General features: G+C 45.4%; 13 protein-coding genes. 3 read left to right on the top strand and 10 right to left on the bottom strand.

Annotated elements, in window-relative coordinates; genetic code table 11:
* Window position 1: 1 nt before the first annotated feature.
* The 3 genes from HRQ85_RS04175 to HRQ85_RS04165 all read right to left on the bottom strand — a co-directional run bounded on the left by HRQ85_RS04175 (window position 2) and on the right by HRQ85_RS04165 (window position 1,997).
* Entirely contained in the window at window positions 2-439 is a 438-nt protein-coding gene (locus tag HRQ85_RS04175; protein ID WP_172378788.1) for a PAS domain-containing protein, read from the bottom strand.
* 1 nt (window position 440) lies between these two features.
* A complete protein-coding gene (locus HRQ85_RS04170; RefSeq protein WP_004731662.1) occupies window positions 441-1,445 on the bottom strand; it encodes a response regulator in 1,005 nt (334 codons plus the stop codon).
* A gap of 306 nt (window positions 1,446-1,751) precedes the next feature.
* A complete protein-coding gene (locus HRQ85_RS04165; protein WP_010430578.1) occupies window positions 1,752-1,997 on the bottom strand; it encodes a hypothetical protein in 246 nt (81 codons plus the stop codon).
* A 212-nt stretch (window positions 1,998-2,209) separates the two neighbouring features.
* Between HRQ85_RS04165 and HRQ85_RS04160 the strand changes: the two genes are divergently transcribed.
* Window positions 2,210-2,647 (top strand): Spy/CpxP family protein refolding chaperone, encoded by a 438-nt coding sequence (locus HRQ85_RS04160; RefSeq protein WP_172378787.1) that lies wholly within the window; start codon window positions 2,210-2,212, stop codon window positions 2,645-2,647.
* A gap of 159 nt (window positions 2,648-2,806) precedes the next feature.
* On the opposite strand, the gene HRQ85_RS04155 is transcribed toward HRQ85_RS04160, so the two are convergent.
* Window positions 2,807-4,159: an MATE family efflux transporter gene (locus HRQ85_RS04155; RefSeq protein WP_050648127.1), complete on the bottom strand. Its 1,353-nt coding sequence runs from the start codon at window positions 4,157-4,159 to the stop codon at window positions 2,807-2,809.
* A 100-nt stretch (window positions 4,160-4,259) separates the two neighbouring features.
* On the opposite strand from HRQ85_RS04155, the gene HRQ85_RS04150 reads away from it, so the two are divergent.
* Complete coding sequence (locus HRQ85_RS04150; RefSeq protein ID WP_172378786.1) at window positions 4,260-5,216, top strand: LysR family transcriptional regulator; 957 nt, start codon at window positions 4,260-4,262, stop codon at window positions 5,214-5,216.
* A 90-nt stretch (window positions 5,217-5,306) separates the two neighbouring features.
* Here the strand turns inward: HRQ85_RS04150 and HRQ85_RS04145 are convergent, their stop codons facing one another.
* Entirely contained in the window at window positions 5,307-6,707 is a 1,401-nt protein-coding gene (locus HRQ85_RS04145; RefSeq protein ID WP_172378785.1) for an alpha-amylase family protein, read from the bottom strand.
* Between the two features lie 268 nt (window positions 6,708-6,975).
* Between HRQ85_RS04145 and HRQ85_RS04140 the strand changes: the two genes are divergently transcribed.
* Complete coding sequence (locus HRQ85_RS04140; protein ID WP_048610851.1) at window positions 6,976-7,875, top strand: DMT family transporter; 900 nt, start codon at window positions 6,976-6,978, stop codon at window positions 7,873-7,875.
* 157 nt (window positions 7,876-8,032) lie between these two features.
* Here HRQ85_RS04140 and HRQ85_RS04135 read toward each other — a convergent pair whose 3' ends face one another.
* From HRQ85_RS04135 to HRQ85_RS04115, 5 genes are all read right to left on the bottom strand, one after another.
* Window positions 8,033-8,452: a VOC family protein gene (locus HRQ85_RS04135; RefSeq protein ID WP_172378784.1), complete on the bottom strand. Its 420-nt coding sequence runs from the start codon at window positions 8,450-8,452 to the stop codon at window positions 8,033-8,035.
* A gap of 227 nt (window positions 8,453-8,679) precedes the next feature.
* Entirely contained in the window at window positions 8,680-9,444 is a 765-nt protein-coding gene (fecE, locus tag HRQ85_RS04130; RefSeq protein WP_172378783.1) for a Fe(3+) dicitrate ABC transporter ATP-binding protein FecE, read from the bottom strand.
* A 2-nt stretch (window positions 9,445-9,446) separates the two neighbouring features.
* Complete coding sequence (locus HRQ85_RS04125) at window positions 9,447-10,418, bottom strand: iron chelate uptake ABC transporter family permease subunit (protein ID WP_172378782.1); 972 nt, start codon at window positions 10,416-10,418, stop codon at window positions 9,447-9,449.
* Window positions 10,418-11,452: a FecCD family ABC transporter permease gene (locus HRQ85_RS04120; RefSeq protein WP_172378781.1), complete on the bottom strand. Its 1,035-nt coding sequence runs from the start codon at window positions 11,450-11,452 to the stop codon at window positions 10,418-10,420. Before HRQ85_RS04120 ends, HRQ85_RS04125 begins: the two co-directional genes overlap by 1 nt.
* The gene (locus tag HRQ85_RS04115) at window positions 11,449-12,426 is read right to left on the bottom strand and encodes a Fe(3+) dicitrate ABC transporter substrate-binding protein (RefSeq protein WP_172378780.1); all 978 of its coding nucleotides are present in this window, start codon (window positions 12,424-12,426) and stop codon (window positions 11,449-11,451) included. The genes HRQ85_RS04120 and HRQ85_RS04115 overlap by 4 nt, the downstream gene beginning before the upstream one ends.
* Window positions 12,427-12,455: the final 29 nt, after the last annotated feature.

Here is a 12,455-nt window from a genome sequence, read left to right as displayed (position 1 = left end):
TCTAGTTCTTTTGAGAGACTAACGCTTCTGCAGTCGCATCTTGAATAGACAAGAACAATGAGGTCACTTGCCCTGTTGGCGAGCGCATCGGGTTTAGCGTCACGTTCTGATACATGAAATCAGCTTGTTGGGTTACTGGCCTAACGTTACGACACTTAAACAGATAAGGCCTTTGTTGCCATGTAATGAAGCTACGACAGCCTAAATCGTAGACTGGCTTGGTTTTCAGCCTAAACCATTCTTCTGGGATTTCAGGAAACAGTTCAAAGATCGACTGACCGATCGCATCATGTGATTGCTTACCACTATGGTGAGTCATGAAACCATTCCAGACTTGTACCTGAAAATCACGGTTAATAACCACCAGCCCCATATCGACGTTTTGAACCATGTCCACCATCCAGTGGAACTGTTCAAATTCAGCAGGAAGATTCAGCATATTAAAACTCCTCCATTAGGTAGGCCAATTTGTTGTCTAGAAGAGGCAAAGACTCATCAACAAACATAAATAGAAGGTCACAACGGATGGACGTGCCGTCGATGTTGTAGCTGACTTCGAATGTCATGGTCTTTTTAAATGAGCCGCTGGTATTTTCAATCACCGAATCAATCGAGATGTGTTGACCTAGCAGCACAGGAGAGCTCTGGAAGAAACGAACTTCTGATTGCTCCCCTAACCCATTCAAGAAAGAGCCGACTAAGATGTTCGATACATCCATCAACAACTCTAATTCTTCTAGCTGCTCGCTTTCTGTTGGCACCTTCATAAGCTTCTTAAGATCGCTCACACTGGAATCACTCAACAAAACTAGCGCTTCACCTGCAATGCCTTCTCCACTAAAGCCTTGGCAAACACCCGACACTTGGTCGTTATCCGCTAGGTCACGAAGTGCCATGTGCAATTCACTCACTTCGAAGATGTTAACGTTCGGCAGCGGTAGGTGAACAAACACATTAAAGTGACGAGCCAGTGCATCAGCTGCACGGCCTATCGCTACGTTCGCGACTTCCATATAGATATCGCGTCTGCGAAGTATTGGCAGTTCTAAAGCGGTTGGGGTAATGATTTGAGGTTGTTTCGGCGGCTCAACATGCTCACGTAAAATGGCTTTTAGCGCTTCTTTATCGATCGGCTTTTGCAAAAATGCTTTGGCGCCAAGATCCAGCACCTTCTGTTGCGCTTTTGGTTGTATGTCACCAGAAACAACGACAACAGGCGTGGTATCGCCTAAACGTTGCATCTCTTCCAATGTGCCATAGCCATCTAATTCCGGCATGGTTAGGTCGAGGAACATCAATTTGAATTGGTTTTGGGCGAGCTCTTCAAGTGCATTAAGCCCATGAACAGCAAAAGTTATATCTGCATTTAGAGAACTAGGCAGTGACCGAGCCATCTGCTTCCTTGCTAACGCAGAATCATCACATATAAGAACTGGGAACGACATAAATGCACCACTGACAAATTAAAGCTAATTCGACCGAGTGTAACAGAACATTATGGTATCAGGTACGGGGTGAATGGATTTATGTGCAGATTATTAGTAAGAATGATGAAACAGGTGGGTAAGCTATTATTTCGCATTATTCTTCATGAAAAACAATATGCTACAAAGGTAATAGCCACTCCTTATTGTTGAGTAATAGCACTATTTTATTTAACAGCAGCCTTAACAAGCGGGTTTATTAAGGCTCGGCTGACTCATTCATTGAGCGGCTTTATGTGCTCTTGATAAGAGAGGTAGTGTGAAGAACTAGAACTGATATGAAGGCCATAAAATCAGTAATGCGAAACGTATGATCACAGCAAATACCAGCAAAGCGATCCCCAAACGGTACCATTTGTATTCAGCTATGTTCATTGGGATACGCTTGTAGAACATCGTAATCACGCCTTTCCAATCGCTACTGCGTCTTCCGTACTGCATCATGCTCGTCAAAACAAACAGTGCGCCAAGCACTAGCATTCCTTTTTCAGCCCAGAACAATCCAACTTCCATTTGTGTATTCCTTGATAAAACGGTGAGCAACTCAAATCATTCTAGTCACCTTTTAGCTCGGTTTCTGTAAGACCAAGGTCTAACTCTTTCCACGCTAAGATGAAGGTAACTAAGTGAACGCAATGAGCTCGGCGAATTAAACTGAACGACATGTTCATATCGAGTTCAGCTTACTCACCTATACTCATGTTTCCACTAACAGGAGAAACTCAATGAAATCACTGAAAAAGTCGCTTTGTGTATTAACTGCTTCAGCTCTACTCGTTACCGCTCCTTTTGTGAGTGCTTCATCACCACAACAACCGCCACAGCCGGCGCTTAGCCCATTACAAATGGTTATTGCTTCTTTGAACCTAACTGAAGAGCAACAAGCGGAAGTGTTCTCTCTTGTTGAAGATTATCAATCCGAACGAACAGAGATTGATATGGAGAGCGCAATAGAGCTTAAGAAGAAACAGATCAGCCTTGTGACTCAACCTGATTTCAACGAAGCCGAGATGGAAAAGGTCATTGATACGGTTCAAGCAACCGAAAAGTCGATGGTGATGCAAGAGATGCGTCTTAAGAACAACATTTACAATGTGTTGACTGAAGAGCAGAAAGAGCAATTCAAAACCATGATGAAGTCTGCGCTCTCCGGTGGAAAGTAGTCTGGTGAAAAATAGTTTGGTAGAGAGTAGTCTGGCAATAAGTCGTCTGGTAGAAAATCGCTGCTCCTAATCCTGATATTGATTCCCTCCCCCCAAGAATCAATTTAGATAAACTAAAGCCACAGACATTGCTGTGGCTTTTTTGCGTTTCAATTAAGCTTAAGAGTAAGCTGAACAATCTAAGTCTGGTGTCTTGCTGCTCTTGTTAAGCACAACCATTAAATGAATCAGCAATAGAATACCTGTCACGCCTAAACCCACGCCGATTCCGCCCCAAATCCCTGCCAATTCAAATTTTGGCATCAAATACCAAGCTGCAGGTAGGCCAAATACCCAGTAACCAATGGCAGTCATCACGGTTGGCATAGAAACAATCTTCATGCCTCTTAGCAAGTTAATCGCCAGTAGCTGCCAAGCATCAACAATAAAGCACAACGCAACAACCCAGATAACAGAAGCCAACAGTGAAGTCATCGCACCCGTACCATCGTCTAACTTGAAGATAGAAGCGATCATCTCAGGCCATATGATAAACACAGCCGACAACGCCACACTCAACACCGACACCAATATGAAGCTTTGAATCGAGGTTCTTTTGATCCCTTCGTAGTTTCCCGCGCCAAAATCACGACCAACCAAAATCGCCGCAGCTTGTGAGAAGCCAAAATTGAAGTTCCAAGTAAAGCTCAAACATTGCAGCAGGATTTGGTGCAGAGCTAACGAAGCAATACTGATCGTGCCCGCCATCAAGGTGCCACCGTAGATTAATCCATGCTCAAGTAGTGCTGCTAATCCGATAGGTAGACCCATCAACAACAATGGGCTCATCAACTTGATTGAGTACTCTTCTGTATTTAACCAAGGGGCGAACTGCTTGAATTCGTCACGCTTGAATACCCAAACCGTGTATCCAACCATCACGATAAATGCTGCGATAGCCGTACCTAAGCCTAAACCTGTTAGTCCCATGTCTAATTGGAAGGTTAGGAAGTAGCTCACTGGCACATTCAGAATTACGGTGATAATAGACATCACCAGAATAGAACGCACATTGCCAAACGCACTGGTTAAGCCACGAAGTACCAACAAGATAAGCGAAGGCAACATCACCCACTTCAAAGCATGGACATATTCCATCGCTAAAGTGATCACTTCTGGCGGCTGTTTTGCGGCTTCTAACACCAACGGAGCAAACCAGAAGCTGGCCATTAAGGTCACGCTGAGCACGAACGCCAACATGGTTGCGCCTTTCACCGCCAATCTGATTTGTGTATTACCAAACTCTGGACGAGCGACGCGCTGTCCATAAGCGATCGCAATCAAGTTCGCGACACAACCTACAGTGCTGCTCGCAATAATGAAGATAAAAAAGTAGATAGAGGCGCCTAAGCCACCAGCCGCAAGGGCTGACACACTGATACGCGACATCATCCAAACATCAGTAAGGACTAAAGCCATGGAGATCAGCTGTGAAATGATCAAAGGGAATGCAAGAGTGAGTATTTTTTTCATGAGCGCCTCAGTTAATTTCGCCCAAAATACGATCGATGGGGCTGGCGTTCAATTGATAAATTTGCGACTCTAACATTCCATAAACTCATGCGAACGAATTATGACCCCATATCCTAGCTTGCCATCCTCACATAATGGCTTAAAAGCCTTTGAAGCTGCCGCAAGGCTTATGAGCTTTACTCTGGCTGCCGAAGAACTGCATGTGACACAAAGTGCGATCAGCCGACAGATCAAACAGCTTGAAGATGAGTTAAACGCATCACTGGTTATTCGTAAGCATCGAGCGATTGAATTAACGGTACAAGGTCATGATTTGTATGTGGCTTTGCGTGAAAGCTACGGCAATATCGAAGCTGTCATTGCCTCTTGGAGTGAGCCGAAGCAGAAACGTATCGTGATCAAAGCGACCTTGAGTTTCGCGACGCGAGTATTGATCTCTAAAGTGCGGGAATTAAACGAGCGTTATCAAGATCATGAGATCGTCATAGTTCCTGTAATTGAGGAAGACGAATCAATCAATAGCAGCGAGTATGACCTACTGATCTTCCATACGCGCTTCAAAAAACGCTATGACAAAGCACCAGACATTACCTTCTTGCGTGAAGAGTTCATGGCACCGGTTTGCTCAACTAGCCTAACCACCAAAGACACCGACCTTGATTCGATCTTAACCTTGCCAAGGCTGCATCCAACCTTAGATCATCACGACTGGAAAGTGTGGTTGGCCGATGTTGAATTCCCACCAAAGAAACCTGTCAGAAATACCAGCTTCTTGTCTTTAGATATGGCGCTCAGTGCCTGTCTATCCGGTGAAGGGGTTACGGTCACAGATCTGTTGTTAGTTCAACAAGATCTCCAACGAGGCTTCTTGTACTGCCCTAGAAATGCAAAAATCCAACACAGTGCTTGGACTTACTTCATGCACCAGCGTAGTCATACGCCTATCATCAACGACCTTATTGAATGGCTTAGAGAAGAGACAACAAAAGAGATCGAGTTGCTGAAAGCACTGTCTCATCAGAATCATTGGTTTGGTGTTATTAGCGATCAACAGTAACGATAAGCCTTAAGCTTAGATACAAATAAGCCGCAGAACTTGCTGCGGCTTATGCTTTTTACCAGTGGTGTTCGCTCTAGAGAATAAGCATTAAAGCTTAAACATACGCGCACTGCGTGGTGGTAAATTGAAGGTATGGTAGCGAGAAGAAATGGTTTCTGTCGCGCTGCTTAATACATCTTTGTATTGAACATACCAATTGAACTCATGTTGGTAGGTATCAACCGTCACGCCACGCGTTTCTCCACATTTGTTAATTCCAACAACGCCTTCTTTGCCACGCTTAAATAGCACAGTACATTGGTCGCTCGAAATCATCGTCATTGATTTACCTTGCATCGCGTTATGGAAGCTCAGCATATTCTTCATATTCGAGCTATTCCAAACATTGCCCCAACGACCGTTATCCTTATCTTCAGAATCCGGTAGATCATCACTGTAGATCAACGGCGTGCCACCATCTTTGCCAAGGATGTAAGCGTAAGCAAGCTGCTCGTCTTGTGGATCCATAATTTGATAACGGAAGCCCTCATTGGTTGGAATGTCATGTGTGATCGCAAAAGTGATCGAACGGTTGTCATCGAGTGCTTGGCCGTACGCTTTTGGATCATGCAACTGATTCAAACCACCGCCCATCGAGAATGCAGCTCGAATCGACGCAAACAGCGGGAAATCATATGCGGAGTGATTGGTGTTATTCAGGTAAGGCGCTAAGAACGACTCATAGCCGCTGTTCCCTGCCCCGCCACTGGTAATCACTTCACCGAACACATGCATGTTCGCTGTAATTTCAGGTGTGAATACCTGATCGATTTGATACTGGCTCATGTGCTTCACCGCATCAATTCGGAAACCTTTGATGCCCATATCCTTTAATGCTTTCAGATATAAGCGCTGCTGTGAAACCACCCAGTTATTTGGGTCGAGATCAGGCAAACCTACATCGCCATCAGCCCCGCACAAACGCCAATATTGAACATGACCAGGGTCGTTCCAATCTGAAATACAGCCCGCGGCATGGAAATCGTTAGCGGAGACAAAACCTTGCGCTAGATTGCCAAACAGAGTCTGGTCAGCATAGTAGCTTGAACGGCTCGCATAATCGTTTAGCACTTCTGTGCCTGGGTAATCCAAGTCACTTCGCTTCCAGCTTTCATTCGCCATATGGTTGAGCACCACATCAGCGTATACATCAACGCCCACGGCTTTAAGTGAGGCAATCATTGCGGCCAAATCTTGTTTATTGCCGAGAGGTGAATCAATGGTTCGAAGATCTTGAGGTTGGTAGCGCGCCCACCATTGGCTGCCGCTCGATTTCATTGCCGGAGCAACCAGTACTTTTTTATAACCGGCTTGAGCAATTTGATTGGCGTTGGCTGTCACATCTGAATACTTCCAGTTGAAAGCGTGCAAGATGGTATCTGCATAAGTAGCTGAACTGAAAGAGCAAAGCGCGAGCGTGGATATGAGTAGGGTGTTGATTGGTTTCATAGAACATATCTCTTATTATAAATTCACGAGAATGATATGATTAAGAAAGACAATTAAAACGACCGATAAATCAGAGTTGAATTAGCGTCACCTTCTGTTGATGTTGATTTTATAAAATTGAGTTATAGCCGATCTTATGTGAGATAAAAAACGAGTCGAGCTGAAATGAGAATTAATTGAATCAAGTTGACCAGAACAGGACAAAGCCTTTGGTCGGCTCTTCTAAACTAAGTTATGATTCCTGTTCCCTCAACCGATTGATATTTTTATGCCTTCTTTCTCTTTTTCAATGATCCCTGTTGGGGTTCGGTTCATGATCCTCTCTGCTTTTGGATTCGCACTGATGTCTGCGTGTGTGAAATACATCAGCAACTACGGCATACCTGTATTCGAAATTGTTGCAGCAAGGGCTTTGGTGTCCTTGATCATCAGTTATATCGACGTTAAGCGAAAAGGCATTTCGATCTGGGGCAATAACAAACCGTTGTTGTTTGTTCGAGGCGCAGTTGGCACAGCAGCCTTGATGTGTGTTTACTACGCTGTGACCACTTTACCATTAGCAGAAGCGACCATTCTACAATACGTTCACCCTGTATTTACCGCCCTACTTGGCGTGCTGTTTCTGAAAGAACGCGTCCAAAAGTCGACCATGATCTGCATTGCGTTCTGCTTAGCAGGATTATTAGTGATGGTTCAGCCAAGCATGAACAGCGGCGCGAGCAGCGAGTTACCGCTGTTCAGCATAATGGTGGCGTTATGTGGCGCATTTGGTAGCTCAATTGCTTATGTGATTGTGAGAAAGCTTAGCCAAACGGAAGACAGCTCAGTGATCATCTTCTACTTCCCTCTGGTTGCTCTCCCAATCTCCACCGCCCTTATCTGGAACGACTTTGTGTGGCCTAGCCTGTTCCTAACCATGATGTTGGTTCTGGTCGGGATTTTCACACAAATAGGCCAATACGGTTTAACCAAAGCGATGCAAACCCAAGCAGCAGGCAAGGCTTCAGCTTACTCATATGTTCAAATCGTATTCTCAGCACTATTAGGTGTGTGGATCTTCAACGAGATTCCATCAGTTTGGACTTACCTAGGTGGTGGTCTAATCGTGACTGGCGCGTTAATCAATGTGTTTGGCAAACAACTGTTGGTGCCGTTTAAAGCTAAGTAAACACCAGCTAACAGATCTCAACATCAGTTAGCCAATCAGCGATTAAATAGATCGAAAAAGGGCATTGCGGATTATTCCACAATGCCCTTTTCTATAAATGTTTTCTAGCGTGTTTTCATGTCGCTAACCAACTTTAATAAAGCGGCGTATTACGTAACTAACTCGTGGCATTTCGTAACTTGGGATCATCACTCAAATACTCAACAAACTCGATTTCAAAGCCCGCCGGATCCACAAAATAGACGTTTTTTCGATAGGGTTCTTCGGCGCCGGCTTTGGCAATTGGGAAGCCCGCATCAACAAGCCGTTGAGTGACACTTTCGATATTGTTGGTCACATAAGCGAAGTGTGCGAGACCAACAGAATGCCCTGCCAAATCTCTATTTTCACCTTCACCGTGATCACTTATTGCGATGTATTGGTACTCGTCGCCAAAATGCAGCCAGTTACGTGGCTTACCTGACCACTCCCCTTTTCCCTCATCACGGACATACCAATGAGGAAACGCCGCTTTATAAAAAACCAGCATTTCTGGGATGTCTTTTACCACTAAATTCACATGTTCAAGTTGGATCATTCTTCTCTCCTTAAAGTATTCTCGTAAGCAACGTTGCATATCCTAATACCTCAAGTTAAGTTGAGGTAAAGCACTAATTTGCATTTATTTCGAGAACGTCTTTAGAGCCCAAATTGTTCTACTTTGACTACATACAAACTTTAAGTTTAGACGACCTAATCTAATGTGGCTTCCTTGCCAGTGTTCTGTTCTTTGTACCTTGGTGATCTCGTTGTTCAGGCAAATAACTACATCGCGACACACATTGGCGTATTAGAAATAGGGTCACGAAACACGCTCGCTTTGAGATCAAACACGTCACTGAGCATGGTTTCGGTCATCACCTCATCAGGTGAGCCCTCTGCGATTAAGCATCCCTTTTCCAAAACCACTAGATGGTCGCAATAACGACTGGCTTGGTTCAAGTCATGCAACACAACAACCACCGTTTTTCCTTTAGCATTCATCTGTTGCATCAGGTTCATTAATTCCACCTGGTGAGACATATCAAGGTATGTGGTCGGTTCATCCAACATCACTACGTCCGTATCTTGTGCAATTACCATTGCAATCCATGCTCTTTGACGCTGGCCACCAGACAGAGACTCAACAGGCTTATCAGCAAACTCAAGGACACCTGTATCTCGCATTGCTTGCTCGACAATCCTTTGGTCGTCCTGCCCTAACCTTCCCCAATGAGAGACATAGGGCGAACGGCCATATTCGACTAATTTTCTGACCGTGATCCCTTCTGGGCTGACCAAGATTTGCGGAAGAAGTGACAACGAGCGAGCGAGTGCTTTATCGCCGAAGCTTGATAGCGGTTTGTCTTCAAACAACACCTCTCCAGCCACTGGCTTGTTAATTCTGACTAACGTCTTTAATAAGGTGGATTTACCGCACCCGTTAGGTCCTATCAATGCGGTGATTTTTCCCTTAGGGATAGAAACAGACAGGTTCGGTATGATCGTTTGTTTGCCGTACGCGACGGAAAGATTCTGCGTTTTAAGCATGGTTACCAACCTCGATAACGATAGAGAAGAAAGATGAAATATGGCGCGCCAATCACAGACGTGAGAACGCCTGCTGGCAATTCAATAGGTGGTTGTAGACCTCTGGCCAACCCATCAGCGCCTGTAACCAGAATTGCCCCTACCAGTGCAGATACTGGGATTAACAATTTATGATTATGCCCAAACAACAAGCGTGCTAAGTGAGGTGCCAACAAACCCACAAAACTGATCGTTCCAGCAACAGAAACGCTAACACTGGCAAGCAATACAGCGGCCAATAACGCGAGAGCCTGAATCTGTTTTGGCTTAGTACCCAATGTGGTTGCACTTTCCTCACCAAGCCCCATCACATCTAATCGCCAAGCAAGCCATAATGCCATGGGTAACAACAAGAGCAGTGCACTCCAAATATACGGGACTTGCTGCCAATTTCTGCCCCAAAGACTGCCAGTAAGCCACACCATTGCCGTGTTGATCTCTATTGGGTTGGTGACCAGCAAGAAGTCGATACAACTGGCCAGAAACGCACTCACCGCAATACCAATCAGCGCCAATTTAGCGGGTGTTGGCCTTGACCACCAGGCCAATGCAGCAATCAGTCCAGCAGCTAATACCCCACCCAACATCGCCACCACAGGAAGCACACTGACCGTTGTATTAGGAAACCAGACTAAACTCGCTGTCGCAGCAAGTCCTGCCCCAGCGCTAATACCCATAAGATCAGGCGATGCTAACGGATTACGTATCACGCCTTGCACTAATACCCCTGAAAGCCCTAACCCTGCGCCCACGCTTATCGCAAGCAACATACGTGGTAGCCGATACTGATGGATAACAAAGTCGTCACTGGAAAACGCGACCAAATGTTCGATGACTTGAGAAACAGAAAGCGAAGCTGCACCGACAAACAAACCTGCGGATGCCACTAATATGAGAATCCCAGATAACAAAACTATCTTAGTTTGATGATGCATTAAGATCTCCTCGTCGCAATCAAAATAAAACAAGGTGTCCCGAGCAAAGCAGTAATAACACCAACAGGTGTTTCAGTCGGAAAAGCAATCGCTCGCGACAACGCATCTGACCAAGATACTAATGCTGCGCCTGCCAATGCTGAAATAGGAATCAGTAAATGATAATTGTGCCCAACCATAGGTCGAACCAAATGAGGCACTAACAATCCAACAAAGCCAATTGGCCCTGCGATAGCGACACTTGCTCCGGCAAGCAACACGATCGTCAGTCCACTCACGAAGCGAGTAAACCTGATATTACTGCCCAAACCCACAGCAACTTCTTCGCCAAGTGCCAACAAGTTGAGGTTGCGAGCAAGGCTCATTGCCAACACCAAACCAATCACTACAGGCGGCCAAAGCTGTTGCCATTGATCATCATCCACACTAGACAGCGAGCCAGTAAGCCAATGCAAGACGCTATAAGCCATATCGTCAGCAAGAATCAGCGCCGCTCGTGTCAGTCCGAGCAATAACGCCGTAATGGCGATACCCGCGAGAACCAAACGTAACGGATGAGAACGTTCGGAGAAAAAACCACCGAGGAGCATAACGGCACCGCCGCTTAGCAATGCACCAAGAACCGCATTAAGGATTGGGTTTAAATCACTAACCACAGGTATGCCTATCGCAGCTAACGCCATAAAACAGGCTGCGCCAGCGTTAATGCCAAGAATCGACGGAGACGCGAGTGGATTACGCGTTAATCCCTGCATCAATAATCCAGCGACGGCCAAACTCGCACCAATCAATAGCCCCGCATAAGCTCTTGGTGCTCTTAATGTCGCCAATATTTGATGAGTCATGTTGCTTTCATCAAACGCAAACCAGTAGTCAATCAAGTCACTCAATGTTAATGAGAAATTAGACCACCCGGTCATAGAGGCCGCGTAACCAAACAGTGCCAAACACGACACGAATGCCGTAAATAACGTGACTCGCCACGACAGTATTGGCCAGAATCGCTTACTTTTAGAGAACAACATTGTACTCATGATGGATCCAAGATCTGCTCAAGATTTTTCGCCATTTGTTCTGCCGCTAACATGCCTCGATTCAATGACCAAAGCGCCGGTGACACTTCTACAACTTGCTGATTTTTAGCAGAGGTTAGTACATTGAATAGCGGATTTTTCTGCCAATCATCAACAATATTTGGATGAGAGTAAGCGCCAAGGAGCAACCAATCCGGATTGGTTTTCAACAACAACTCAAAGCTGGTTGGTAAATATGCCTTCTCTGTTGGTTTCACAATAGGGCTCGCAATACCTAATGTGGTGAGCACGCCTCCTGCGTAAGATGCAGGGCTATGTAACCACATACCTTTATCCGACACGACAGAGAATTGGACGGTTTGTTTGAGCGAGAAATGACTTTTGAATTCAGCCATGGCGTGTTGATGTTGTTGGATGCGTTGTTCCATTGACGATTGCTTGTCGAGAGCGATGCCAATCTTGAGTGCAGACTCTAAATTCTCTTGATACGTCTCGCCGCGGCTTTTAAGCAGCAACGTTGGTGCGATGCGTTGGAGATCTTGATAGACAGTACGATGACGCTCTGCATCAGCAATGATCAGGTCGGGCTTTAATACCGCAATGGCTTCTAGGCTAGGCTGAGAACGCATGCCAACCGATTCCCATGGTTGAACCAATTCACGCACCGCCGGAATCACTCGTGAAGCATCATTGTCATCGGCAACACCAACGGGAGAAACACCCACCGCAGCTAACGCATCTACAAATGAGAACTCCAAGACCACAATACGTTGCGGGGTAGTCGCTATTTCAAACTGACCTTGCTCATCTTGTATGACCCTCATTTGTGCTGAACTGGAGAATGAGAATAAGCTTAAAACCAGCAAAACTAAGGTTACCGCTATCCTGCTGAATAAAAGCGGCCTATTAAATGACAGCAGTCCATTCGACAACTGAAATAGATTCGAAAACAAAAGGCGAGAGCTGTTTTCCATATTTAATTTTCCTTAAACGCTAGAACCAT

The organism is Vibrio sp. Vb339 (assembly GCF_902751245.1).
Taxonomy (GTDB): Bacteria; Pseudomonadota; Gammaproteobacteria; order Enterobacterales; family Vibrionaceae; genus Vibrio; species Vibrio coralliirubri.
This window is presented reverse-complemented; position numbering and strand designations above follow the sequence as displayed.